Below are 26,371 nucleotides of genomic sequence, written 5' to 3'. Positions count from 1 at the left end.
CCCGCGATGTAAAGTCGCAGGTGCGTTTTGTGCTTTCAAAAGCAGATCAATGGAACAAGGGCGATAGCCAGGCTACCCAGTAGGCGGCCGGAATGAGCAGGAATTGAGCCAAAATCGTTCCGATAAAACGTGAGAACATCAGCCACAGGTACATGTCGCGAATCGATTGCTGCGTGGTTTTCCCTTGCATTGCTTTTTCTGTCAGAAGGGCAATTTGCGGGTCTACTAGAATCGTCATGAAAATCGTGGCAAAACCGTTGATTAATCCAGAAGACATCAAAACGGTTGCTTTGTAATCCGGGGCTAGTAATGTCGCGTATAACACGGACAGTACGCTGCTTGTGTAGATAGCTGTCCCAAATGCATTTAATAACAGTAATCGTTTGGGAATGCCTTTGATTCGAAAACGAGAGATGGCTTGCCAGCTAGGAATCCGGACATGATGGTGAACACGTCGGATGGTTTCAACAGTAACAGCCGTGCGAATCATTTGCGGAATCGAGCCCGCTAACTCCAAGTGCGAGATCATTCGTTTCGATATTTGGACGAAAGTGGGAAACAGTACGATAGCCGCCAAGGTTCCGAGCGAGGACGCTGCAATAATCACGTGCAACTGTGTGCTAGGATCAACGTGCTCGATCGCAGCTTGATCCATCAATCCCCCAGTGAATGGTCCTTGAATCAGGTTGGAAGTACGGGAGAGGAGCAATACGATCCCGACCAGAGACATCGCTACAGCAATCCTGCCCGTTTGTACCCCTGCAAAACGGATTCCGTAGGTAAGTGTCTCTGTCGTATGGATAATAAATGTTAACAAGCAAATCAGCCACAGAGCATCCATAGTAAGTATCTGGCTCCTTGTGTGTAGGGGAAATTGGTTTTTCCTATTATACTCGAAATGAGGCCTATGGGAAATTTTAAGCAGGCGTTCAGCAAAAAAGGTGAAGGAGTTTCCTGATTTTAGGCGAACCCATAATAATTAAGAAAACGCATTCGTCAGGGGGGAATCAGAATGTTCGACAAGCAAGATAAAAAGGTACTGGTTGTGGATGACCAGTATGGGATTCGCATTTTACTGTATGAGGTGCTGGGAAAAGAAGGGTACAAGACCTTTCAGGCAGCAAACGGGAAAATGGCATTGGAAATCGTGGAAAAAGAATCGCCAGATTTGGTTATCCTCGACATGAAGATCCCTGGGATGGATGGTATTGAGATCTTGAAACACATCAAGAAAATCAATCAGGAAATCAAAGTCATCATGATGACAGCTTACGGAGAGCTGGACATGATCAAAGAAGCAACACAACTGGGAGCATTGACTCATTTTACAAAGCCGTTTGATATCGATGAACTACGAATGGCAGTGCATCAGCAATTAGCTTGTTAAGAACTGACTGCTTAGGTCAGGGTACAAGCGTCCCTGTTAACAAATGCTTGTCTGTGGTATAATAAGCCACATGACTGAAGTCTGCTAGAGGAGGATTTACAAAATGCCACTGGTACCTATGACCGCTTTTACCGAAGACGTCAAAAAGCATAAATACGCCGTCGGACAATTTAACCTGAACAATCTGGAGTTTACTCAAGCGATTACTGAAGCTGCGATGGAAGAAAAATCGCCTGTGATCTTTGGTGTTTCTGAGGGTGCACTGAAATACATGGGGATCGATTATACAGTAGCGATTGCAAAAGTGGCTGCTGAACGCGCAGGAGTCCCTGTAGCATTGCATCTTGACCATGGTAGCAATTTCGACATGGTAATGAAGTGCATTCGCGCTGGGTTCTCTTCTGTTATGTTCGATGGTTCCCATCATTCGTTTGAAGATAACCTTCGCCTGACCAAACAGGTTGTAGAGGCTGCTCACGCTGTTGGCGTATCGGTAGAAGGTGAACTCGGTACCATCGGTGGGGTAGAAGACGACCTGTCTGTTGACGAGGAAGATGCTACCTTGGCAAATCCTGAGGAAGCAATCCGCTTCTGGGAAGAAACAAAAGTAGACTACGTAGCGATTGCTGTAGGTACAGCACACGGTATGTACAAAGGAGTTCCAAAAATTCGCTACGACATTATCGAAAAAGTAGCGAGTAACATTGGAGCGCCGATCGTTCTTCATGGTGGTTCCGGCGTACCAGACGAAGCGATTATCGAATCCATCCGTTTGGGCGTAGGAAAAATCAATGTAAATACAGAAAGCCAAGTCGCATGCACGGAAACAGTTCGCAAAGTGCTAGCTGCCAAGCCGAATGAGATCGATCCACGCAAATACCTGAGCCCTGCTCGCGATGCGATCAAGGAAGTAGTAAAAGGAAAAATGCGCTTGTTCGGAAGTAGCAACCGCGCGTAACTGGGAGGATAATCATGCGTTTTTTGATTGATACAGCAAACGTTGAAGAAATCCGCGAGATTCACGAATGGGGAGTTCTGGCGGGCGTAACGACAAATCCGTCTCTGGTTGCCAAAGAAGGACGCGATTTTGTAGAAACCCTGAAAGAAATTCTCGATATTGTTGACGGTCCGATTAGTGCCGAAGTCATCAGTACAGATGCAAAAGGCATGATCGAAGAGGGAGATAAGCTCGCTGCTCTTTCGAAAAACATCGTCATCAAGCTGCCAATGACCGCAGAAGGTTTGAAGGCAACCAAGTATTTCGCTAAACGCAAAATCAGAACAAACGTAACACTGGTGTTCTCCGCGAATCAGGCACTTTTGGCTGCGCGCGCAGGTGCGAGCTTCGTGTCTCCGTTCTTGGGACGCTTGGATGATATTGGTCAAGATGGCATGCAATTGATCGAAGATATTGCTGAAATCTTTTCTGTTCACGGTATCGACACCGAGATCATTGCGGCATCTGTGCGCCACCCCGTTCACGTAACGGAGGCAGCACGCCGTGGTTCACACTTCGCTACCATTCCAGCGAAAGTATTTAAACAACTCATTGCCCATCCACTGACAGATAGTGGCTTGGAGAAATTCCTCGCTGACTGGGCAAGTATGCAAAAATAAGGACACGTGTTGAAAGTCCAAGCACCTTTTCCATCGGGGAAGGTGCTTCTTTCCCGATTACGCCTGAGGAGAGCAAAGCATGGATAAGCTGATCATCAACGGTGGAAAACCGCTCGCGGGGACGGTGACCATCAGCGGAGCAAAAAACAGCGCAGTCGCACTCATCCCAGCAGCGTTGCTGGCAGATGGACCCGTTGTTATTGAGAATCTCCCCCGTATTCAGGATGTAGGTATCTATCACGAGCTCTTGCGGGAAATGGGAGCTGACGTGCTGTTCGAAGAAGATTGGATGGAAATCGACGGACGTAGTATGAGGCTGATGCTCATGCCAAATGGTCGCATCAAAAAGCTCCGTGCCTCGTACTATTTGTGGGGAGCCTTGCTCGCCAAGTTCGGTGAAGCCCAGGTTGGCTTGCCGGGTGGCTGTGATTTGGGCCCGCGTCCAGTAGATTTGCATATCAAAGGCTTTGAAGCGATGGGCGCCGAGGTGGAGAACAAAAACGGCGTCATGACTATCCGTGCCCAAAATGGACGCTTGCAGGGTGCGCGAATCTATCTCGATCTGGTCAGTGTTGGTGCCACCATTAACATCATGCTGGCTGCTGCCAAAGCAGATGGTGTGACCATTATTGAAAACGCTGCCCGTGAGCCTGAGATCGTCGATGTAGCAACCTTGCTCAACAATATGGGAGCAAACATCAAAGGCGCCGGAACGGACATGATCCGCATTCAAGGCGTAGAACGCTTGCGCGGATGCCGTCATACGATTATCCCCGATCGGATCGAAGCGGGGACGTACATGATTGCGGCAGCAGCTACCAACGGCAATGTGATGGTGGAGAATGTCATTCCAAAGCATTTGGAGTCTGTAACGGCCAAGCTGCGCGAAATCGGTGTGCAAGTGGTAGAAGAGGATGACAGCATCCAAGTCATCGGACATGATTCTTATCGATCAATCGACGTGAAAACGAGTCCGTATCCGGGTTTTCCAACGGATCTCCAGCAGCCGATCACGACCTTGCTGACTCTTGCTAAAGGCTCAAGCATCGTGACGGACAATATTTACAGCTCGCGTTTTCGTCATGTAGATGAACTGCGCCGTATGGGAGCTTCCTTGAAGATTGAAGGAAGATCCGCTGTCATCGAAGGCGGAAGCAAACTGAATGGTGCCAAAGTGGTAGCTTCGGATTTGCGTGCGGGAGCAGCTCTGTTCATTGCCGGCTTGGCAACGAACGGCACGACAGAATTAGAAGGACTCGAACATATAGATCGTGGCTACGAAAACTTGGTGGGCAAGCTGCAAGCCTTGGGAGCCGATATTACTCGGGTAGGTCTGCAGAGCATGGAAAACCACCAGCGTTAACCAATCACCAGGAGAGGAGTCTTCCAGAATGGAACGGAGTTTAACACTTGAACTGGTACGTGTGACTGAAGCCGCTGCTTTGGCTTCTGCCAGTTGGATGGGTCTCGGAAAAAAAGATGAGGCTGATGATGCGGCAACGACCGCAATGCGCAATGAATTTATGAAAGTGCCGATGGATGGCGTCGTAGTAATTGGCGAGGGCGAAATGGACGAAGCGCCAATGCTGTACATCGGTGAGCGTCTGGGCCAGGGAGTGGCTCCGGCAGTCGATGTGGCTGTTGACCCTTTGGAGGGAACAAATATCCTCGCAAAAGGTACATGGGGAGCGATTTCGGTCATTGCCATTGCAGACCGAGGAAATTTGTTGCATGCTCCTGACATGTATATGGAGAAAATGGCAGTAGGGCCTAAAGCAGTCGGCAAAGTCGATATCAACGCACCGGTTCGTGATAACCTGAAAGCGGTAGCGCAGGCACAGGGGAAAGATATCAGCGATTTGGTCGCTATTGTGCTTGACCGTGATCGTCACTCTAAGGTGATCCACGAAATTCGTGAGGCAGGCGCGCGTATTCGACTCATCTCAGACGGAGACGTAGCCGCTGCGATCAACACTGCATTCCCTGATACAGGTGTAGACATTTTGTTCGGTTCTGGAGGAGCTCCGGAAGGTGTTCTGGCAGCAGTTGCCCTGAAATGCCTCGGGGGAGAAATCCAGGGTAAGCTCTTGCCGCAAAATGAAGAAGAGATTAAACGCTGTGTTAAAATGGGATTGACTAACCCTCATCAAGTCCTATTCATGGACGACTTGGTGAAAGGTGATGACGCCATTTTTGCAGCGACAGGTGTGACGGATGGCGAGTTGCTCAAAGGGGTTCGCTTCCAAGGAACTCGTGCGACGACTAATTCCGTTGTTATGCGTGCGAAAACCGGAACGGTACGTTTCATTGAAGGGAACCACCGCTTAGAACGCAATCCGAGTAACGGTTTGTAAGAAAACAATTTTCGCATTTATATGTTGAGCTAGGTTTTTTAAGAGTAAATAAAGAGTGGTGGATGTATGTTACTTTCTGAACTAGAAGAAAAGAAGCTGACCGATCTCTATAAGCTGGCCAAGGAATACCATATTCCGTACTACTCCCAGCTGAAGAAGAAGGAATTGATTTTCGCGATTCTTCGAGCACGGGCGGAGCGGGATGGTCTCATGTTTATGGAGGGGGTTCTCGAAATATTGCCGGAGGGATACGGCTTCCTCCGCCCCATTAACTATCTCCCTAGCTCGGAAGATATCTACATCTCCCAATCGCAGATTCGCCGTTTTGATCTGCGGATGGGGGATGTGGTATCAGGAAAAGCAAGACCACCGAAGGAGAATGAACGTTACTTTGGACTCCTTCAAGTAGAGGCAGTGAACGGAGAAGACCCTGAGACAGCCGCAGAGCGTCTTCATTTCCCCGCATTGACACCGTTGTATCCTCAAACCAAGCTTGTACTGGAGACAGCTCCTGCACGTGTTTCCACTCGCCTGATGGATCTTCTCTCTCCTGTTGGACTGGGTCAGCGTGGATTGATTGTGGCTCCGCCAAAAGCGGGGAAAACCATGCTGATCAAAGAGATTGCCAACAGCATTACCGAAAGCCGCCCGGATATCCACTTGTTTGTCTTGCTCATTGATGAGCGTCCGGAAGAGGTGACGGATATGCAGCGATCTGTCAAAGGAGAGGTGGTTGCCTCGACTTTTGACGAGTTGCCTGAGAATCACATCAAAGTTGCTGAGCTTGTCTTGGAGCGTGCAAAGCGATTGGTTGAGCACAAAAAAGACGTGGTGATCCTGCTGGATTCCATTACACGTCTCGCTCGTGCTTACAACTTGGTTATTCCTCCAAGTGGTCGAACATTGTCCGGTGGTATTGATCCGGCAGCCTTCCATCGTCCGAAGCGCTTTTTTGGTTCTGCGCGGAACATTGAAGAAGGCGGCAGCTTGACCATTTTGGCGACTGCTTTGGTTGAGACCGGCTCACGTATGGACGATGTGATCTATGAGGAGTTCAAAGGAACCGGAAACATGGAGCTTCATTTGGATCGCAAGCTGGCGGAGCGCAGAATTTTCCCGGCGATCGATATCCGTCGTTCGGGTACGCGTCGCGAAGAGCTTTTGCTCACCAAAGAAGAGCTGGATAAGCTGTGGATGATCCGGAAGAACATGAATGAAACAAATGAGTTTGTCGACTCCTTTATTAAAAAGTTGGCAGATACAAAAACAAACGAAGAATTTTTGCAAACCCTTGAGTCTAAGCAACAGGGCAGAGGGAAAGCAGCTAGCACGACGGTGAGTTCATGATGACTCACCGTCATTTTTTTTGTGGCGTTAGCATACCGTTAGGAAGGGAGCTGGAAAAGAAGGAGGAGATGCTTTGTGGAGTACGTGCAAGTTAGCGCTCCGGTGGAGTCACAGATGGAAGCAAAAAAAGCTGTCGTGGAGCAGGCGTTATTTCAAGCGTTTAATCCCTATGCCAGTCTGGCTTCACCTGCACCAGCGACAAAAGGAAATTCAGTGATGTACGCTGTTCGGCAAGGAGATACGCTATCCGGTATTGCCCAGCGTTACGGTCTTTCTTTAAAAAATCTGGTAGAGGCTAATAGCATTACGAACCCCCATCTTTTAAGCGTGGGCATGAAGCTAATCATCAAGCGTGATGAAGTCGGACATATGGTGAAACGCGGAGAAACACTGGATTACATAGCAAGGCGGTACGGTGTGAGTCGGGAATCGTTAATCGAACGAAATCCGCTGCTAAAATGGCTGTCGGACAACCTGTATGTAGGGCAGGTCGTGTATGTCCCCATCGCTAAAGGCAATCCGATGTTGGGCAACGATCCTCAGCAGAAGCGAAGTGCCGTTCAAGCGGCAAGTCGGCAAGTCATCACGAGGATTCGCGCCGGTCTAAGTTGGCCTGTCAGAGAAGCTACGATTACAAGCGGATTTGGAGCGCGTTGGGGAAAAACACACAAGGGTGTGGATTTGTGGAATGAACAGGAATCAAAGACCCCGATCTTGGCAGCGAGGGCAGGAGTTGTTGTGGAGGCAGGCGCCAACCGGTCAGGGTACGGGCGGATGGTCGTGATTGATCACGGCGATGGCTTGCAAACCTTTTATGCCCATATGCGTCTGTTGCTGGTGTCACCTGGTCAAAACGTAGAAGCGGGTGAGATATTGGGATACATGGGGCAAACGGGTAATTCTACGGGGTACCATTTGCACTTTGAAGTGCGGCAGGATGATGTGCCGATCAATCCACTTCCCTATCTTGGCAGGTAACCCTATACAATTTACATTGCTTTTTCAATGCGATACAATGGGCAAAGCAAAGAAGCGAGGCGATTTTCCCATGTATTTAGTTTACGCAGATGAAAAAGGCAATGTATACGACCACCCAGGTCTTTTTGCAGTGGCTCGTAACGGAGATATATTGACAGAAATTCTGGAAGAAGAACTGATCCCACTCCCAGAAGGATCGACGTTGGTTAGTTTGCCGGACACCGAGCCGATCGGAATGGACCCTGACACAGGGGAAATGGTCAAGTTGGATGGCTGTACAGCAGTAGGCGCACTCGTGCCACAAGGAATTACAAGACTCTTGCTGCCAGGTTACGTGAAAACGAACAAGGAAAGCAAGCTGCCATTGTTCGGCTACTCCGCAGTTGTCTGGAAGGATAACCGTTTCTGGGTAACGGGTCGGGCGAGTGACGATATTTACAAATGGGACCCGTTGAACTTCCCGATGGATGAACTGCGCCAGCGAGTGGCAAAGACGTTGGAGACGTTTCCGCAAAACCGCATTTTGAACCACTTGTCCCACTGTGCGTTGGAATACGAATGCTTAACGGCCTCCAATAACTTTTTCAACCGCTGGGAAGGCAGCTTGCCTGTTTCCTATACCTGTAATGCAGGGTGCTACGGCTGTATTTCCGAGCAACCAGATGACAGTGGATTCCCTTCTCCACAGACGCGGATGAATTTCAAGCCGACAGAGGACGAGCTGGTGGAAGTCATGCTGCACCATCTGAAGACACCGGAGAGCATCATCAGCTTTGGACAGGGTTGTGAGGGTGAGCCTTCTACGATGGCTTCCATCATTGTTCCTGCTATGCGTCGGGTACGGGAAACGACAGATATGGGCTTTATCAACATCAATACGAATGCGGGCTTGACGGATCACATCAAAGGCATTGTCGATGCTGGTCTTGATCTGATGCGCGTGAGTATTATCAGCGCGATTGACGAACACTATAATGCTTACTATCGCCCGCGCAACTACACGTTGGAAAATGTAGCGCGTTCTGCTGAGTACGCTGCATCCAAGGGTGTGTATACGTCCATTAACTACTTGTGCTTCCCTGGTGTATTTGACCGCGAAGAGGAAATGGAAGCGATGATCGAGTTCATCCGCAGAACAGGCATTAAGCTGATTCAGCTGCGGAATCTGAATATCGATCCAGAGAGTTATCTGGCGATGATTCCAAAAGCGCAAGGCGAAGTATTCGGCATGAAGCAAGCCATCGAAATTTATCAGCAGGAACTGCCCGATGTTGTAATCGGTTCGTTTACACATATTCCTCCAGATCAACTCCAGCGCAGGAAAAACATGGCGTAATCGGCCAACCAGTTGCATTTCGGCAGTGTTTCATGCTACTATCTGATATGTGTTTATATAACTCTGTTTCGGCAAACGATTCAGGGCGGAAAGAGGTGTAGAAGAGATGAAACAAAACATTCATCCTAAGTACAACGTAGTTACAGTTAGCTGCGCATGCGGTAACGAATTTGAATCCGGTTCCGTGAAACAAGCGTTGAAAGTGGAGATCTGCTCCAACTGCCATCCTTTCTTCACAGGAAAACAAAAATTCGTTGATGCAGGCGGCCGTGTAGACCGTTTCAAACGCAAATACAATCTGTAAGTATCAGAATGTATGGGAACAACCAGGTAGAGCAATCTGCCTGGTTTTGTCTTTTTCTGGCACTAATTTTTTCGGGAGGACAAACGATGACTGCTATCGTCTGGTTCCGTCGGGATCTGCGCTTGCATGACCATGCTGCTCTGCACGCAGCTATGCTCACAGGCGATCCGATTATTCCTGTTTATATAGTGGAGGATTCGCTTTGTCGTTCTGCGGTTGTAGGAGATAAGCGACTGCATGCGAATTTTGCCGCGATAGCTGCACTCGGCGATACTTTGGCTCAACTGGGAGGACGCCTCTTGATTCGCCACGGCAACCCACAGCAAGTGCTCTGTCAATTAGCGCAAGAGACGGGTGCAGATAAGTTGTTTTTCAATCGGGATTATACGCCAGAGGCTCGCAAGCGAGACGAGCTCGTGTCAGAAGTGTTGAGCCGTCTAGGCGTGTTTGTACATACATGCAAGGATCTGGTTTTGCATGAGCCCGGGGAAATTATGACGAAGCAGCGGACACCGTATGCCGTATTTACACCTTATCGCCGCGTTTGGCAGACGCTGACCAAAGATAGACCGTTTTCTCAGCCGACAAGATGGAATCTATTTGAGCGGTTGAAGGAGTTGGCGAGTGAACCAGTTCCTACTATGGAAGCGTTTGGACGGCAACGACCGATCGGCCCCGAGTGGGAAATGGAGCAGTTCGGGGAGCTAGCGGCACGTAAACGATTGCAGCAATTTTTAGATGGAGACATTTATACGTATAAAGAACGACGCGACATGCCAGGGGTAAATGCGACCTCCCGGCTGTCTTTTGCCCTAAACGCAGGTACGCTGTCTATAAGAACGGTGTATCATAGCGTACAGGAAGTGCTTGCTTCCGCGCGGGGTGAGCAGGTTACCTCGATCGAAGCTTTTCTTACGGAACTCATTTGGAGAGAATTTTATCAGCAGGTGCTCTATTTCCATCCGCACACGACTGACCATGCCTACCTGCCACAATTTGAAACGGTCGCTTGGGAAAATAGGAAGGATCTATTTACCCGTTGGTGTCATGGGGAGACGGGCTACCCGATTGTCGACGCTGCCATGAAGCAGTTGAATGAGACGGGTTGGATGCACAATCGGCTGCGGATGATTACCGCTTCTTTTTTGACAAAGGATTTGCTCGTGGATTGGCGTTGGGGAATGGCCTATTTTGCACAGCAGTTGATCGATTTCGATGAAGCGGCAAACATCGGGGGCTGGCAGTGGAGTGCTTCGACTGGTACCGATGCGCAACCGTATTTTCGGATCTTTCATCCTGTCACACAAGGGGAAAAGTTTGATCCAGACGGCATTTTCGTCAAAAAATATCTTCCCGTATTGCGTGAAGTACCTCTACAATATATTCATAAACCGTGGGACATGCCGGAGCATATCCAAGAGCAAGCAGGCTGTAAGATTGGCTTCGACTATCCGATTCCGTGTGTGGACCATGCACAAAGAAGAAAGCTGGCCATGGCCTTGTTTCAAGAGGCAAAAGACCGCCATCAAAAGACTGAGTAATGACTTTTAGGCAAAGGGAGATAGAGACGTGGCACAACTATATTTTCGGTATGGAGCGATGAATGCTTCCAAATCCATTCAATTATTGACCGTTGCCCACAACTACGAGCAATCGGGGAAAAAAGTAGTAGTGTTTACTCCAGCAGTGGATGATCGCTATGGCGTGGGAAAAGTTGCTTCGCGTGTTGGGATTAGCCGAGAAGCGATTCCGATTAACGAAGAGACCGATCTGTATCAAATCGTAGAGGCAGAGTCAGTCAAGCCGCATTGCGTGTTGGTTGACGAGGCTCAGTTCATCAGCCGCCACCATGTGGATCAGCTCGTCAGGATTGTAGACAAGCTGGGCATCCCTGTAATCGTTTATGGCTTATTGAAAAACTTCAAGAATGAGCTCTTCCCTGGCAGCGCCGCCCTGTTGTGCGAGGCTGACAAAGTAGAAGAGATTAAAACCGTCTGTGTTTACTGCAATAAAAAGGCGACGCATATTCTCAAGTTCAAAAATGGACAACCCGTCTACGCTGGCGAGACGATTGAAATTGCTGGAAATGATACGTACAGCAGCGTCTGTCGCAAGCATTACTATACGCCTCCAGTTGTCGAATAAAGAAAGCAGAAGCCACCCCCTGTTTGTCCCGTGCATGAGCCCAAGAGGCGATGCGCAGACTAAGCAAAACAGGAGGTGGCTTTTTCATGCGGACACAGCCTTTTTGGCGAAGCGCGTTGGTCATACTGGGCGTGGTGACACTGACTTCTGCTCTCACCGTCGGTTGCGGTGGAAATACGGCTAAGCAACAGGGCTATCGTACGGATATGAGGAATACGCAGCACAATATGAAGGTCAGAGGGGATCAAAGCGGAAATACGCTGCAAGGCCGTACCCCTGTTGCTGCTGATCGCGACTCGCTAATGGGGCGCAATCAAAACCCGAACATGGTTACTGGTAAAACGAATGTGCGCAATACGCCAGTCGAAGTGACGAATATGGAGAGGACCGCTATGTCGGTGAAAGGTGTGGAAAATGCACGCATCACACTCAGCGATGCCAATGCATATGTTACTCTTGACCTTGTGCATAACATCACTGCGAATCAAGCGCGTACCATCGAGCAGCAGGTGATTTCACTTCTACGAGAAAGAATTCCAAACTACGATTTTCACTTAACCTCGCATGACGGTTACCATCGCTGACAGGTGAGCAGGACGTATGTAGCAAGGCTCGGCATAGCCGGGCCTGTTTGGCATCGGTAAAACATTTCCAGTAATAATGCGCTTTGACTTCTTGCGACATTCCTCCTATAATTTATCTGTTATAACCGTTTTTATGGTAGATAGCATTTTATCGCAATTCATATCTAACATACATGCTACCAAGGCTTCGCCTGCGCCAAAAGGCTATTATTCTTTGCGATGGGGTGAAATAAAAATGTTTACACGCTTATCTGCAGTCGAAGAGCGTTTTGAAGAAGTAACGAATCTCCTATGTGACCCCGACGTCATTAGTGATACAAAACGCTTGCGTGAACTGTCTAAGGAACAATCTTCGTTGGAAGAGACGGTAACGACATACCGTGAATATAAATCAGTGGTGAGTCAAATCGATGACGCCAAAGCGATGCTCGAAGAAAAACTGGATGACGAGATGCGTGAAATGGTCAAGCTCGAGCTCAATGAATTGTCATCACGCAAGGAACAACTGGAAGATCGTTTGAAGATCCTGTTGCTTCCAAAAGACCCGAACGATGAGAAAAACGTCATTGTGGAAATCCGCGGTGCTGCGGGCGGCGATGAAGCTGCACTGTTTGCAGCGGTGCTTTTCCGTATGTACACTCGTTTTGCGGAGCGCAACGCTTTTAAAATTGAAGTGCTGGAGGCAAGCCCAACCGATATCGGTGGATACAAAGAAATTGTCTTCTCGCTGTCTGGTCGCGGTGCTTACAGCAAAATGAAATTCGAAAGCGGCGCGCATCGTGTGCAACGCATCCCGGCTACTGAGTCCGGTGGACGCATCCATACTTCTACTGCGACTGTACTGGTTCTGCCAGAAGCAGAAGACGTGGAAGTGGAAGTACACGAAAAAGATATCCGCATCGATACGTTCTGCTCCAGTGGTGCGGGCGGTCAGAGCGTTAACACGACCAAGTCTGCGGTTCGCGTAACACATATTCCTACAGGGATCATGGTTTCTTGTCAGGACGAGAAATCCCAGCATTCCAACAAAGACAAGGCGCTGCGTGTATTGCGCGCACGTCTGTATGATTTCTACATGCAACAACAAAATGCGGAAGCAGATGCTACGCGCAAAAGCTTGGTGGGTACTGGTGACCGAAGCGAGCGCATCCGCACTTACAACTATCCACAAAGCCGCGTGACCGACCACCGCATCGGTCTGACCCTGCACCGACTGGAATCGGTATTGGAAGGCGAATTGGATGAAGTGATCGACAACCTGATCCTGCATGAACAAACGGAGCTTTTGAAAAGCCATGCACACTCAGCTTGATTGGTCTGATGTCACGACGATTCGAGAAGCCCTATTACGGGCTTCTTCCTTTTTGCGGGAAAAAGGGACAAAGGATCCTTTGTTCGAAGCGGAGCTAATGATTCGTCATTGTCTCGACTGGGATCGGACGCGCTTTTTAATGGGGATGACGGATTCAATCGATGCAGAAACATTGGTGAAGCTGGACGGACTATGCGTGCGCCGGGCGAATAACGAGCCACTGCAATACATGTTTGGCGAACAGGAGTTTTACGGTCGTCCTTTTACGGTACGACCAGGTGTGCTGATCCCAAGACCGGAAACGGAAATCCTGGTGGAGCAAGTGATGGCTGCTGCAGCAAAGCTCTGGCCTGAGCGGGAAGAGCTAGCGGTGGTGGATATCGGCACAGGGAGCGGAGCCATCTGCATTACGCTCGCGTTAGAAAAACCGCAATGGCGCGTGACTACGGTGGACCTGTCTCCTGAGGCAACGGCAATCGCACGGGAAAATGCAAGTCGTCTTGGTGCAGATGTCCGCTTTCTACAAGGGGATTTGGTGCAACCGCTTTTGGAAGCAGGCGAAAAGGTAGACATCCTCGTGTCCAATCCACCTTATATCCCGAGTCGCGATGTCGAGGAGCTGGACGATGAAGTACGCGTACATGAACCTCGCTTGGCTTTGGATGGCGGTGAAGATGGTCTGGATTGCTACCGTCGACTGTGTGAGGCGCTGCCGAATCTATTGAAAGAAAGAGCGGTCGCAGCGTTTGAGGTAGGCATTTATCAGGCTGGGGATGTAGCGGCATTGATGAGGGCATCCGGTGTCATGGATGAGGTAGGGATTGTTCCGGATTTGGCGGGGATCGAGCGGGTCGTTATCGGAGTAAGACGATAGCACTTGCTCGTCTCGCCTTTTTTACATATGGAATGAATGTTTGAAATCGTGTGAATCCGTCCATACTGATTGCTAAAGAGAGAAGATCAGTATAGAGGGAGACGGATAACGATGAAACGGATGTTATTGATGGCATTTAGCCTGTTTGTACTTATGATGAGCTGGGAGGGGCAGCTTACTTCGGCCAATGTGTTGGATAATGGGCCGATCCCTCAGGAATCCGTTCGCTTGCGTATTATTGCGAACAGCGATTCTGTCCAAGACCAATGGTTGAAGCGCGAAGTCAGAGATGCCATTATCGCTCAAATGAATACATGGGCGGACGATATCGAGACTTTGGAGGAAGCAGAGCAAGTGATTCAATCACAATTGCCTGTCCTGCAACAAGTCGTAGACAAGACGATCAAGGAACGCGGTTTTTCGTATAAAGCTGTAGTCGATTTCGGCGAAGTCCCTTTTCCGACGAAGCTGTACGGCTCTTATGTGTATCCTGCGGGTAACTACCGAGCAGTCCGTGTACAACTTGGAGAGGCAAAAGGCCAAAACTGGTGGTGTGTCCTGTTCCCACCGCTCTGCTTTATTGACATGTCCAATGGCGACGCTGTACAAGCAGAGCCAACTCCAGAGCCTGAAGAATCAGAGCAACCGACAGCAGCTGTATCCGAAGAAGATGAAAACTACGATCGACTTGATAGAAAGCAAGTAGCGGTTGCACCCCTAGAAGAGAACGAAGTAGGGCAACATTCCGAATCAAATAAAGTGGACGCTGAACAAACAAAAGTAGAGCTAGAAAAGTCCGAAGAGATAGAAAAAGTAGAAGAAGCAACTGCCTCTGCTCCTAAAGTAGAAGTGAGATTTTACTTATGGGAAAAAATCGAGAGCTGGCTCTCCTAAGCTGGACATAAAAAACGACACCCGCCGCATGTGCAGGTGTCGTTTTGAATGGCTCTATTACTTTTTGAACAGAGCCTCACGAATCTCAGACTTCAACAAATCTTGGTAACGCTGAGCAGGGATCGCGAACTCTGGCATTCCCGCTGCATAGGCGGCAATTTCGTATTGACCAAAATGGATCATCAGGTTGCCATCTTTAAAGAAGAAGCCTTGATCCTCTCTGATGCTTTCGAATCCATCGTAAGGATTAAAGCCATCCTCCTCGGTTTCTTCTTTTATTTGTTGCAAAATGATTTGATTGAAAATGGTACGGTAGTCATGGCCAGACTGGAACAGGTCAGCCAGCTTCAATTGTTTTGATTTGGGTTGATTATCGATGTTGTAATACGAAACATCCGTCATGCCATGTGCTCCGCCTGTATAAATGTACGTCTGTACGGAGAAAGAAACGAGATTACCAGCATGGTATACCTCATAGGAGATGTCGAGTGCATGAGGACGTGGCTCCCATCCGTTTTTTTTCGCTTCTGCCGCATCTTCTTTGCCGGCTTTTTGTCCTTCCGCCAAGCCTGTTTGTGCTTCTTTTAGCAGAGTAGCGTTCAGTTTTGCTTCAAAAGCTTTATCCTTCATCCCGCTAATCACTGGGATGGATACTTTACCTTGAAATTCTTTCGTATCGACCGTAATGGTTTTTGGTGTGAACACGACACCGTTAGCTTTTGGCTTTGGCGCTTGTACAGCAGGCTTTGTGGAGGTTGCAGGTGAAGCTGGTGCTGCAAATACTGGAGCAGCGACAGCTGTTAACAATACAGCTGTTCCAAGCAGGCTGGAAGCTAAGGATTTAAAAGATGACATATCATTCACGGTCCTTTCGATAAAGGGAAAGTTATTGTTTTGTTTTCGTGTTCATTCTACTACACGGTTGAGACGGATGAAGTTAAAAAAAGGTAACAATGTTCTCTTTTCCACGCTGTTCAGAAAAGTTATTCACAAGTTACCCACAGCCTGTTGAAAACTTTTTGGTGCACATCTATACTTAAGGCACTCCTTACCAAGAAACGAGCTAGAGAAAGGATTTTTTAACGATGGAAATGAATTTTGTGACAAAAGCCTGGTCTGTGGATAACGATGTGGAAAATCAGTATAGTTGTGCACAGATTGTGGATGCAGCCCGTTTTCTTCGAGAAGGGGCAGTTGTCGCGTTTCCCACGGAGACGGTTTACGGCTTGGGAGCGAATGCATTATCAAATGAAGCAGTGGAAAAAATATTTACAGCAAAAGGCAGACCCAGCGATAATCCGCTGATTGTACATATTGGGGCGTGGGACCAGTTGTCCACAGTAGCAAGTGAGGTTCCGGAGAAAGGGAAAAAGCTGATGGAGGCATTTTGGCCTGGACCGTTGACGGTGATTTTGCCAAAAACGGATCAAGTAGCTTCGCTGGTAACGGCAGGTCTGGAATCAGTCGGGGTTCGCATGCCTGATCATCCGATTGCCTTGGCTTTGATCAAGGAAGCGGGGGTACCGATTGCAGCTCCAAGTGCCAATCGCTCTGGACGTCCGAGTCCAACGACAGCGGCGCATGTATTGGCTGACTTGGATGGACGCGTAGCAGGTGTAGTCGATGGTGGGGCAACAGGTGTTGGGGTAGAATCTACGGTTATTGATGTTACGCAGGACCCGCCCATGATTCTGCGCCCAGGCGGCATCACACGGGAGCAAATGGAACCAGTGATTGGCTACGTGGAGCTCGACCCTTCTTTTCAAGTGGGAGCAGCCGAGGCACCGCGCTCTCCAGGGATGAAATATACGCATTACGCTCCTGAAGGCGAAATGTGGCTCGTGTCAGGAGAGAGTGAAAAAGTTCGGGCGAAAATGGAAGACATGCTGCAACAGGCGAAGCAGCACGGTCAAAAAACGGGTGTGCTGGCAACGGAAGAAACAGCTCCTTTTTGGCAAAGTCACGCGGCGGCAGATGTCGTTCTTGTGGTCGGATCACAAGCGGATCTGGAAATGGTTGCCCAACAGCTTTATGCTGTGCTGCGAGAATTCGACGATCAAGAGGTGCAGTATATAGTCGGTGAGACTTTCCCGCGAAACGGGTTGGGTATGGCCGTAATGAATCGCTTGGAAAAGGCTGCTGGAGGCCGAGTCTTGTCCGTGTAAACCTGTCCTAAACTCCCCCTTGTCCGCATAAGGTGAAGAGACGGGAGGGGAGCTGCTTGGATCAGGTGTTATTTCAATGGGGGCAATTTTTGACGTTGCTCATTATTGCTTTCGCCTTAAGTATGGATGCCTTTTCGTTGGGAATTGGCGTAGGGATGGTCGGGATTCGGTTACGAGAGATTATCAAAGTGAGTATCACCATCGGACTGTTTCACATTATGATGCCGATCATCGGGATTGTTGTTGGAGCATACTTGTCCGATTTGGTTGGAGATATAGCCGTGTTTATTGGCGGCGGTGTCCTGATGATCATCGGCTTGCATATGCTATGGAATGGTTTCGTCCAAGGGGATCAAAAAAGTGTATTGAAGACAAAAGGGTTCGGACTTATGCTCTTCGCATTAAGTGTCAGCCTGGATGCTTTCACCGTCGGTTTCTCGTTCGGCTTGATCGAGGTCAATAGAATTTTGGCCATCTCCCTTTTTGGAATAATGGGTGCCACCATGTCCTACTTCGGTTTATTGTTAGGCAGGAGTGTGGGAGGGTGGCTTGGGGATTATAGCGAATTAGTAGGTGGACTTATTTTGTTTGGTTTTGGGTTAAAATTTATGATATAACCGGACTAATTAATAGGAGAGGAGGAACGATACGTGAAACGGATACTTTTCGTCTGTACGGGAAATACGTGCCGAAGCCCAATGGCAGAAGCGTTGTTCCGTTCGAAGACAGATGGACAGGGGCTTGAGATACGCTCAGCAGGAGTGGCGGCATTTGCCGGTCAGGATGCCTCCTTGCACGCCAAACAAGTATTAGAAGAACGAGGAGTTGCCCACGATCATAAGGCCAGCAAGGTAGACGAAGGGTTGATTGAATGGTCTGATGTCATTTTGACGATGACGCACGGTCACAAGCGAGCGATCCTGACGTATTTCCCCTCAGCGGCTGAAAAGGTGCATACCCTGCAGGAGTTCGTTGGGATAGAAGGCTTTAGTGATATTGCTGATCCGTATGGGGGATCACTGATGGATTATCGCAGGTGTGCCGAAGAAATCGAAGAGTCACTGGAAAGGCTCTCATTGATACTCAAGGACCCAGGTCTTCGTAAATCAGTGGATGAATAGGGTGCTGGTATATAGCCAGGGCCTTGTTTTTTGCGAGAGTACGAACGATTTTTAGTCATTTGATAAAAATGTTCACTTTTTACTTATTGTATTTTGATGTATACTAGACGAAGATTATGAGACAAGCGAGGGATGACAGATGAAAGTAGCACTTGCTGCTGATCACGGTGGATACAAGCTAAAAGAGGAGATCAAGACTCTGCTGGCCTCCATGAACATCCAGACGGAAGACTTCGGCTGCACCTGCGAGGAATCGGTTGATTATCCCGATTATGCTTTGCCAGTAGCGGAAAAGGTGGCAGCGGGGGAGTTTGATCGAGGCATTCTCGTTTGCGGAACAGGTATCGGCATGTCGATCGCAGCCAACAAGGTTCCAGGCATCCGTTGTGCACTTGTGCATGATACGTTTTCTGCACGCGCTACCCGTGAGCATAACAACACCAATGTGTTGGCGATGGGTGAGCGTGTCATTGGACCGGGTCTTGCGCTTGATATCGTGAAAATTTGGTTGGAAACAGAGTTTCAAGGTGGTCGCCACGAGCGTCGTGTGGAAAAGATTTCCCAAATTGAAGCGAAGCATGCGGGAGTGAAGTAAGTGGATTTATCCGCTATCGAAAAACAAATCAGTGACATTGTCGAAGAAGTAGCTGATATGGCAGAGCTGAAAGCCGGGCAACTCATGGTGATTGGGTGCAGTACCAGCGAGGTGCTCGGGGAGCATATCGGTAAAGCTGGTAGCCAAGATGTAGCGAAGGCTCTGTATCGTGGGATTCAATCTGTTGTAGAAAAGCGCGGCTTTGCTGTTGCCTTCCAATGTTGTGAACATTTGAACAGGGCTCTGGTCGTCGAGCGTGATGTTGCATTGCGATACGGACTGGAAGAGGTCTCGGTTGTTCCCGTTCCGACTGCTGGAGGCTCTATGGCTGCGCATGCGTTTACACAGTTCACGGATGCAGCCGTTGTGGAGCACATTCGCGCGCACGCAGGCATTGATATCGGCCATACGCTGATCGGCATGCATCTGAAGCATGTGGCAGTACCGGTGCGTCCAACACAGCGTCTCGTTGGACAAGCTCATGTTACGGCAGCGCGTACGCGTCCTAAGCTGATTGGCGGACCGCGTGCCGTGTATGAGAAGACACCATCGAATGAAAGCTGCACGTAAAAAGAATGTGGGACAAGCCCACTTTATGATCACGAACTTTTAAGGAGGAGAAACTATTATGCTAGATTTTTTGCGTAATCAAGACCCGCAAGTCATGGAAGCCGTTCAACTGGAGCTCGGAAGACAACGCGACAAGATTGAGCTGATTGCTTCTGAGAACTTCGTAAGCCGCGCAGTTATGGAAGCAATGGGAACCGTTTTGACGAATAAATACGCAGAAGGATATCCAGGTCGCCGCTATTACGGTGGTTGCGAGTATGTGGATATCGTGGAAAACATCGCGCGCGACCGCGTAAAAGAAATTTTTGGCGCTGAGCATGCAAACGTACAACCACACTCCGGTGCTCAGGCGAACATGGCTGTATACTTCACCATTCTTCAGCCAGGCGATACTGTGTTGGGAATGAACCTGTCCCACGGTGGTCACTTGACGCATGGTAGTGCAGTAAACTTCTCCGGTACTCTGTACAATTTCGTTGATTACGGTGTAGACGAAGATACGCACCTGATCAACTATGAAGTTGTTCGTGCAAAAGCGTTGGAGCACAAGCCAAAACTGATCGTTTGCGGTGCGAGTGCCTATCCGCGTACGATTGATTTTGCCAAGTTCCGTGAGATCGCGGATGAAGTGGGCGCGTACTTCATGGTGGATATGGCGCATATCGCTGGTCTGGTTGCGGCAGGTCTGCATCCAAACCCAGTACCGCACGCTCATTTCGTTACTTCTACGACGCACAAGACTCTGCGTGGACCACGTGGCGGTTTGATTTTGTGCAAGGAAGAATTCGCGAAAGGCATCGACAAATCCGTATTCCCAGGCGTTCAAGGTGGTCCGTTGATGCACGTCATCGCAGCAAAAGCGGTTGCCTTCGGCGAAAACCTGCAACCAGAGTTCAAGGATTACGCAGCTCGCATCATCAAGAATGCACGTGCATTTGCGGAAAGCTTGACTGCTGAAGGTCTGACGCTCGTTTCCGGTGGAACGGATAACCACCTCGTATTGGTTGATGTAAGCAAAATCGGCCTGACAGGTAAAGTAGCTGAGCATTTGTTGGACGAAGTAAGCATTACCACAAACAAAAATACCATTCCTTACGATACACAAAGCCCGTTTGTTACAAGCGGTGTGCGCATGGGTACGCCAGCAGTAACGAGCCGCGGTTTTGATGAGGAAGCGATGAAAGAAGTTGCAGCAATTATCGCTCTGACATTGAAAAACCCAGAGGATGCTGCGAAGCACGAAGAAGCACGCCAACGTGTGGCAGCTTTGTGCCAACGTTTCCCGATGTACGAAGGATTGAATATCTAAGCAAGCCAACGAGAAGCAGACCCAGTGGAAATTTTCCCATACGGGTCTGCTTTTTTTTCACTTCCCGGCTGTAGCTAGGGATCGAGGATGCGAAAAAGTACGAAGATTAGGCAAATTGACGGCGCCACTCTCACCCGCTATTATAGAAAGGATGCATTGATAGGGAAACGGAGGAAATGACATGAGCCGTGTATATGTGTTTGACCATCCGCTGATTCAGCATAAAGTTACGTATATTCGTGACAAGAATACAGGGACCAAGGAATTTCGCGAACTGGTAGATGAAGTGACGACTCTGATGGGCTATGAAATTACTCGTGATATGCCGTTGGAGCAAACCACCATCGAAACGCCAGTGGCTACCTGTCAGTCGAACGTAATTGCTGGTAAAAAAGTAGGGCTGGTACCGATTCTGCGCGCTGGTCTTGGTATGGTGGATGGCCTGATGAGGCTGATCCCTGCTGCCAAAGTAGGACACGTGGGTCTTTACCGTGATCCGGAAACCCTACAGCCTGTTGAGTATTATGTGAAGCTGCCATCCGATGTTGCTGAGCGTGAGTTGATCGTAACTGACCCAATGCTGGCGACTGGAGGCTCTGCTGTTGCTGCTCTTACTGCTTTGAAAAAACGTGGAGCGAAAAACTTGAAGCTGATGTGCCTCATCGCTGCTCCAGAAGGCATCAAGCTGGTTCAGGACGAGCATCCTGATGTAGATATTTACGTAGCAGCTGTTGATGAATATTTAAACGACCATGGATACATCGTGCCAGGATTGGGCGATGCGGGTGACCGCTTGTACGGCACGAAGTAGTCGGAGAGGGAAAAACGTATGAAAACTGTAAAAGTAATGACGGTATTCGGAACACGTCCAGAAGCGATCAAAATGGCGCCGCTTGTCCATGAATTGAACAAGCACAGTGAACAGATCGAATCGGTCGTTTGCGTGACGGCCCAACATCGTCAAATGCTCGATCAGGTTTTGGACATTTTTGATATTCAACCAGACATTGATTTGAACATCATGAAGGATCGCCAAACGTTAGTGGGTGTGACCACTCGCGCATTGGAGAGCCTGGATGAAACGATGAAGGAAGTAAAACCGGACATTGTCCTCGTACACGGGGATACGACAACCACTTTTGTGGCGAGTCTGGCTGCTTTTTATAATCAAGTCGCGATCGGACACGTGGAAGCGGGCTTGCGCACATGGGACAAGTACTCGCCGTTCCCGGAAGAGATGAACCGTCAGTTGACAGGTGTAATGGCTGACCTGCACTTCTCTCCGACCGATGGATCGGCTGACAATCTTCGTCGCGAAGCAAAGCCGGAAGAGAGCATCTACGTGACAGGAAACACAGCAATTGACGCGCTGAAAACAACGGTTCGCGAGGATTACACGCATCCGGTACTTGATCGCGTAGCTGGTCAGAAGCTGGTGCTGATGACGGCACACCGCCGCGAAAATTTGGGCGAGCCGATGCGCCGTATTTTCCGTGCAGTTCGAAGACTAGTGGACGAGCATCCTGAGATTGCTGTTGTGTATCCGGTTCACTTGAATCCTGCTGTACAAGAAGTAGCGCAGGAGATTCTCGGAAACCACGATCGCATTTCGTTGATCGAACCATTGGATGCCCTTGATTTCCACAACTTCGCTCGTCGTGCCCATCTCATCCTGACCGATTCTGGCGGGGTGCAGGAGGAAGCGCCGTCTCTTGGCGTACCAGTCCTGGTTCTGCGCGATACGACAGAACGTCCTGAGGGGATTGAAGCAGGCACGTTGAAGCTCGTGGGAACTGACGAAGAGCAAGTTTATGCAATGGCAAAAGAATTGCTGACCAACCAAGCGGCTTACGATGCAATGGCGCACGCTGTCAACCCGTACGGGGATGGCGAGGCTTCCCGTCGAATCGTAGAAGCAATCCTCTATCATTTTGGTTTGCGAGCTGAACAGCCAGAGCCTTTCAAACCAGGTCAGTAACATACAGCTAGGAAAACCCGCCAGGTACCGTTCGTCAAAACCGGGCGGGTTTCTTGTTGGTAACGGGAATTTTTTTGGTTTCGAAGACTGACGATTTGGTATGTTTTTCTAATGGAGAATCGAGAGAATTGGCGAAACTATCCATGATTTTTTGCGTCTAATATTTAGTTGCTTGGCTTAGATGGAAAAAAGATAGAGTTTGGAATACGGAGAGGAGTTACCAACATGAGAGCGCAAAGGATAGTGACGCTGCTCACGGCCACGACCATGGCCTGGGGAGCTTTTGTTCCGTTTGTGCCGTTTGCGACCAATGTCGCACACGCCAGAGCGGAGACCAGTGCATTGAATATGATGTGGCAAACCCCAATTGGTGAGGGGACCACTTTGCAGAAATATACGAAATCATTTGCCAACCAAGTCGTCACGATCATGGTGACCAAGGTTGACATGAATAATCCTTACGTTGAGGTCAAACCGGTATACGGGACGAAAGGCAAGCTGACAGACAGGCAGACGGTTACACAAATGGCGCGTGAAACCGGAGCTGTAGCAGCGATCAATGCCGACTTTTTTAACATGTCGAAGCGGGGAGCGCCGTTTGGTATTGTCATGAAAGACGATGAACTCATTTCTTCCATGGGCTTGGTCTCCTACTGGTACGCTCTAGGCTTGACCGGAGACAAGATGGCCATTGTCGATAAGTTTGGTTTTGGCGGCAAGGTTACTGCTCCTAATGGCGCTACCTATTCGATTCAGGGTGTCAACAAGGAAGAGTACAACCCGAGTGACGGACGAAAAAGTCACCAGAACCAACTGAACGTTTATACCCCTTCCTTTGGCAAAACCAGCTTGGGGACGATATCGGGCTACAAAGATGTCGTCGAGATTCTGTTTGTAGACAACGTAGCCAAAGAAGTTCGTGTGAATCAACCTGGCGTATACATACCTTACAACGGCTATGTCCTTTGGGGACATGGAGCAGCAGGAGCGTTTCTCAAACAAAACTTCCCAGTAGGCGCTACTGCAACAGTTGAGTATCAAACGACACCACAGACACTCGACTTGAACCATGCGGTGGGTGGCAATGTTCTTTTGGTTGATCAAGGGAAAGCACTTTCGTCCTTTCCAGCGGACAAGTCCATCACAAACAAAACGGCGCGTACAGCGGTCGGTGTTTCCCAGGACGGGAAGACCTTGTACATGGTCACGATCGATGCGAGCCAAGGCGTTTATTTGGATGAACTGGCAAAAATCATGGCGGAGCTCGGTTCTTTTCGGGCTGTAAACTTTGACGGTGGTGGCTCTACGACCATGGCAGCTCGCATGCTGGGTGAGACACACGCGAATCTGTCGAATAAGCCGAGCGGCGGTGCTGAGCGTCGTGTGCCTACTGGACTGGCCGTATACAACACGGCACCTGCTGGAGAATTGAGAGGCTTCCAAATCGATGTACCAGCAGATGTGCTTATCGGACAAACGATCTCGCTCAGCGCATCCAAGGGATATGACGTTCATTACCAACCGTACGCGATCAATGCAGGCGATGTGAGCTGGGATGCCAGTCAGTCCGAAGCGGGAAATGTAAATGGCAAGCAATTCACACCAGCTCGCTCCGGCAAGATCACATTGACTGCGCGATTGGGCAATGTGACGCAAAATAAAGACATTCAAGTCATTTCCGGCAACGATGTGCAGCAAATCGTCGTTTCCCCGAATCCGATCACGATTGCACCGGGACAATCCCTTAATCTCGATGTCAAAATCAAAACGAAGAAGGGTTCTACCGTACAAGCGACGCCACTTAGCGTAAAAGCGAGTGTCGATTCCTCTGTAGCGACGATTAACGACAATCTGCAACTGGTAGCAGGCAATGAGCCGGGCAACGGAACCCTGACCATTACGTATGATGGCGTGTCGACAAGCGTACCATTTGCTGTCGGACAATTTGAGCAGCCATGGCTCACCTTCGATAATCAGGTTGGTATGTACCATGCGGCAAATCCATCCAGCATCAGTTCCGCTGGATCGTTCGGGCTCGTTTCCGATCAGACATTCCGCACGAAAAAGGCAGCGAAGCTGGTGTACAACTTCTCTGGAGCACCAGCGAACAACATGCGGATTTCGTATGGCGTTCTGGGGGTAAAGCCTGTGACCATTCCTGGCAAACCGCTCGGATTGGGCTTGTGGGTCAATGGTGACAACAGCGGACATTGGCTCCGTGCAGAAGTAGTCGATGCAAACGGCAAGGCAGTCTACGTCGATCTGGCAAAAGAGATCAATTGGACAGGGTGGAAGCAGGTTAAAGGCTACTTCCCGAGCAATGTTGCGTATCCATTGCAGCTCAAGAGTGTGTATGTCGTTGACCAAGCCAATGATGGCATTACACACGACAAAGGAACACTGTACTTCGACGAATTCTCGCTCCTCTTGGGCAACCAGACAGGTCAACCGAGCGATGTAGCCGTTGTTCCTGAACTGCCAGGCAGCATGTCTCTCGGGGCGGAGCTGGATCTCCATTATTCCTTAGCAAATACTGCGCCTTACCTGGATAGTGCGCTGATTGATGTGGAGTCGATCGTGACTCAGCCGATGCCAGGATATGTGCCTGCTGATTATTCGTTTACGATTAAGCCGGGCGAACTAAAAGCAGGACAAGAGGACGCAATTTCAACTTCGTCGATTCAGTTGACCTTGGCACCGAAGCAATGGCTCGCTGGAAAAGGCGTTGGGCTCTTGTACGTAAACGAAGTAAACAATACTTTGGATCCGCTGCTGGGAACCCTGAATGCTCAAGGTCAGTGGGTATATGAAGTCAATAGCTACGGTAAATACATTCCGTACTACCTGGACAATGCAGGCACGGACAGCGCTGGATTTAGTGATATCGCGAAGCATCCAGCCAAGGCAGAAATCACCTACATGGCGGAAAAGGGCTACGTGAAGGGTTTGACGGAGACGACGTTTGGCCCAGAGGTTTCTTTGACAAGAGCACAGTTCGTCACCTTGCTCGCGCGCACTTTTGAATGGGAGCTCCCATCCTCACCAAAGCTGAAATTCAAGGATAAGGTGCCTTCCTATGCGCAAGGTGCCGTACAGGTTGCTGTTTCCAAAGGCCTGGTGAAGGGCTATAACGATAATACTTTCCGTCCAGATCAGCCGGTGACTCGCGCAGAGGCCGCAGTCATTCTCGATCGTCTCGTGAATAAAAAGGGAGCGACGAAAAAGGTCTCCGATAAAGGGACATGGCCATCCTGGGCATCTACATCCATCAACAACATGGTCGGACTCGGTCTGATTGATCCAGTTGGAGGAAATTATCAGCCGAATAAACCGACGACGAGAGCAGTGTGTGTCGTTGCGCTGTATCGCATCCTGCATCAAGCCAAGTAAGAATGACAATAGAAAAAGGTCAAGCTTCTCTAAAAAAGAGGAGCTTGGCCTTTTTTCTTTTTTCCATGTCGAAGAAAAAAGCTTTGCTAAAATAGGTTAGCCATTTTAAAA

26 protein-coding genes are annotated in these 26,371 nt (G+C 49.2%); 24 read left to right on the top strand and 2 right to left on the bottom strand.

From position 1 onward, the window contains the following. Window positions 1-46: 46 nt before the first annotated feature. Complete coding sequence (locus tag HPY27_RS13490; protein WP_017252389.1) at window positions 47-841, bottom strand: lipid II flippase Amj family protein; 795 nt, start codon at window positions 839-841, stop codon at window positions 47-49. A 171-nt stretch (window positions 842-1,012) separates the two neighbouring features. On the opposite strand from HPY27_RS13490, the gene HPY27_RS13485 reads away from it, so the two are divergent. The 15 genes from HPY27_RS13485 to spoIIR all read left to right on the top strand — a co-directional run bounded on the left by HPY27_RS13485 (window position 1,013) and on the right by spoIIR (window position 15,132). Then, complete coding sequence (locus tag HPY27_RS13485; RefSeq protein WP_007725537.1) at window positions 1,013-1,387, top strand: response regulator; 375 nt, start codon at window positions 1,013-1,015, stop codon at window positions 1,385-1,387. A gap of 103 nt (window positions 1,388-1,490) precedes the next feature. Beyond that, the gene (gene fba, locus HPY27_RS13480; protein WP_048035114.1) at window positions 1,491-2,345 is read left to right on the top strand and encodes a class II fructose-1,6-bisphosphate aldolase; all 855 of its coding nucleotides are present in this window, start codon (window positions 1,491-1,493) and stop codon (window positions 2,343-2,345) included. A gap of 14 nt (window positions 2,346-2,359) precedes the next feature. Then, complete coding sequence (gene fsa / locus HPY27_RS13475) at window positions 2,360-3,004, top strand: fructose-6-phosphate aldolase (RefSeq protein ID WP_017252387.1); 645 nt, start codon at window positions 2,360-2,362, stop codon at window positions 3,002-3,004. A gap of 79 nt (window positions 3,005-3,083) precedes the next feature. Further along, a complete protein-coding gene (locus tag HPY27_RS13470) occupies window positions 3,084-4,367 on the top strand; it encodes a UDP-N-acetylglucosamine 1-carboxyvinyltransferase (protein ID WP_174225223.1) in 1,284 nt (427 codons plus the stop codon). Window positions 4,368-4,395: 28 nt separating this feature from the next. Next, the gene (gene glpX, locus HPY27_RS13465) at window positions 4,396-5,358 is read left to right on the top strand and encodes a class II fructose-bisphosphatase (protein WP_069851041.1); all 963 of its coding nucleotides are present in this window, start codon (window positions 4,396-4,398) and stop codon (window positions 5,356-5,358) included. A 66-nt stretch (window positions 5,359-5,424) separates the two neighbouring features. Continuing rightward, window positions 5,425-6,705, top strand: coding sequence for a transcription termination factor Rho (gene rho, locus HPY27_RS13460; RefSeq protein WP_017252384.1), 1,281 nt, complete (start codon window positions 5,425-5,427; stop codon window positions 6,703-6,705). Between the two features lie 75 nt (window positions 6,706-6,780). Then, a complete protein-coding gene (locus HPY27_RS13455; RefSeq protein ID WP_069851039.1) occupies window positions 6,781-7,683 on the top strand; it encodes a M23 family metallopeptidase in 903 nt (300 codons plus the stop codon). Between the two features lie 70 nt (window positions 7,684-7,753). After that, complete coding sequence (locus tag HPY27_RS13450; RefSeq protein WP_026043394.1) at window positions 7,754-9,019, top strand: radical SAM family protein; 1,266 nt, start codon at window positions 7,754-7,756, stop codon at window positions 9,017-9,019. A gap of 106 nt (window positions 9,020-9,125) precedes the next feature. Further along, window positions 9,126-9,323 (top strand): 50S ribosomal protein L31, encoded by a 198-nt coding sequence (gene rpmE / locus HPY27_RS13445; protein ID WP_017252381.1) that lies wholly within the window; start codon window positions 9,126-9,128, stop codon window positions 9,321-9,323. Window positions 9,324-9,409: 86 nt separating this feature from the next. Beyond that, window positions 9,410-10,864: a cryptochrome/photolyase family protein gene (locus HPY27_RS13440; protein WP_017252380.1), complete on the top strand. Its 1,455-nt coding sequence runs from the start codon at window positions 9,410-9,412 to the stop codon at window positions 10,862-10,864. A gap of 28 nt (window positions 10,865-10,892) precedes the next feature. Further along, window positions 10,893-11,468, top strand: coding sequence for a thymidine kinase (locus HPY27_RS13435; RefSeq protein WP_017252379.1), 576 nt, complete (start codon window positions 10,893-10,895; stop codon window positions 11,466-11,468). A gap of 86 nt (window positions 11,469-11,554) precedes the next feature. After that, window positions 11,555-12,052 (top strand): Sporulation lipoprotein YhcN/YlaJ (Spore-YhcN-YlaJ), encoded by a 498-nt coding sequence (locus HPY27_RS13430; protein ID WP_017252378.1) that lies wholly within the window; start codon window positions 11,555-11,557, stop codon window positions 12,050-12,052. A gap of 235 nt (window positions 12,053-12,287) precedes the next feature. Next, the gene (gene prfA, locus HPY27_RS13425) at window positions 12,288-13,364 is read left to right on the top strand and encodes a peptide chain release factor 1 (protein WP_017252377.1); all 1,077 of its coding nucleotides are present in this window, start codon (window positions 12,288-12,290) and stop codon (window positions 13,362-13,364) included. Then, entirely contained in the window at window positions 13,348-14,238 is an 891-nt protein-coding gene (gene prmC / locus HPY27_RS13420) for a peptide chain release factor N(5)-glutamine methyltransferase (protein WP_174225222.1), read from the top strand. The genes prfA and prmC overlap by 17 nt, the downstream gene beginning before the upstream one ends. A 111-nt stretch (window positions 14,239-14,349) precedes the next feature. Then, window positions 14,350-15,132, top strand: coding sequence for a stage II sporulation protein R (spoIIR, locus tag HPY27_RS13415; RefSeq protein ID WP_174225221.1), 783 nt, complete (start codon window positions 14,350-14,352; stop codon window positions 15,130-15,132). A 57-nt stretch (window positions 15,133-15,189) separates the two neighbouring features. Here the strand turns inward: spoIIR and HPY27_RS13410 are convergent, their stop codons facing one another. Beyond that, window positions 15,190-15,987 (bottom strand): DUF3298 and DUF4163 domain-containing protein, encoded by a 798-nt coding sequence (locus HPY27_RS13410; RefSeq protein ID WP_174225220.1) that lies wholly within the window; start codon window positions 15,985-15,987, stop codon window positions 15,190-15,192. A gap of 230 nt (window positions 15,988-16,217) precedes the next feature. On the opposite strand from HPY27_RS13410, the gene HPY27_RS13405 reads away from it, so the two are divergent. The 9 genes from HPY27_RS13405 (at window position 16,218) to HPY27_RS13365 (ending at window position 26,260) form a co-directional block, all read left to right on the top strand. Next, window positions 16,218-17,297, top strand: a complete 1,080-nt coding sequence (locus tag HPY27_RS13405; protein ID WP_174225219.1) for an L-threonylcarbamoyladenylate synthase — start codon at window positions 16,218-16,220, stop codon at window positions 17,295-17,297. A 56-nt stretch (window positions 17,298-17,353) separates the two neighbouring features. Continuing rightward, window positions 17,354-17,914 carry a manganese efflux pump MntP gene (locus HPY27_RS13400; protein ID WP_017252372.1) on the top strand — a complete coding sequence of 187 codons (561 nt, stop codon included), beginning with the start codon at window positions 17,354-17,356 and terminating at the stop codon, window positions 17,912-17,914. Window positions 17,915-17,947: 33 nt separating this feature from the next. Beyond that, the gene (locus HPY27_RS13395) at window positions 17,948-18,418 is read left to right on the top strand and encodes a low molecular weight protein arginine phosphatase (RefSeq protein ID WP_174225218.1); all 471 of its coding nucleotides are present in this window, start codon (window positions 17,948-17,950) and stop codon (window positions 18,416-18,418) included. Window positions 18,419-18,557: 139 nt separating this feature from the next. Continuing rightward, on the top strand, window positions 18,558-19,013 hold the full coding sequence (rpiB, locus tag HPY27_RS13390) for a ribose 5-phosphate isomerase B (protein WP_007725502.1): 456 nt from the start codon (window positions 18,558-18,560) through the stop codon (window positions 19,011-19,013). Then, on the top strand, window positions 19,014-19,583 hold the full coding sequence (locus HPY27_RS13385) for a TIGR01440 family protein (protein WP_173623328.1): 570 nt from the start codon (window positions 19,014-19,016) through the stop codon (window positions 19,581-19,583). Between the two features lie 58 nt (window positions 19,584-19,641). After that, window positions 19,642-20,892, top strand: a complete 1,251-nt coding sequence (locus tag HPY27_RS13380) for a serine hydroxymethyltransferase (RefSeq protein ID WP_007725498.1) — start codon at window positions 19,642-19,644, stop codon at window positions 20,890-20,892. A gap of 181 nt (window positions 20,893-21,073) precedes the next feature. Beyond that, window positions 21,074-21,703, top strand: a complete 630-nt coding sequence (gene upp / locus HPY27_RS13375) for a uracil phosphoribosyltransferase (protein WP_007725492.1) — start codon at window positions 21,074-21,076, stop codon at window positions 21,701-21,703. Between the two features lie 18 nt (window positions 21,704-21,721). Continuing rightward, window positions 21,722-22,870 carry a non-hydrolyzing UDP-N-acetylglucosamine 2-epimerase gene (gene wecB / locus HPY27_RS13370; protein WP_173623329.1) on the top strand — a complete coding sequence of 383 codons (1,149 nt, stop codon included), beginning with the start codon at window positions 21,722-21,724 and terminating at the stop codon, window positions 22,868-22,870. Between the two features lie 225 nt (window positions 22,871-23,095). Continuing rightward, on the top strand, window positions 23,096-26,260 hold the full coding sequence (locus tag HPY27_RS13365) for a phosphodiester glycosidase family protein (RefSeq protein WP_174225217.1): 3,165 nt from the start codon (window positions 23,096-23,098) through the stop codon (window positions 26,258-26,260). The last annotated feature ends 111 nt before the right edge of the window (window positions 26,261-26,371 follow it).

Origin of the sequence: Brevibacillus sp. HB1.1, from assembly GCF_013332445.1 — a bacterium.
Taxonomy (GTDB): domain Bacteria; phylum Bacillota; class Bacilli; order Brevibacillales; family Brevibacillaceae; genus Brevibacillus; species Brevibacillus porteri.
This window is presented reverse-complemented; position numbering and strand designations above follow the sequence as displayed.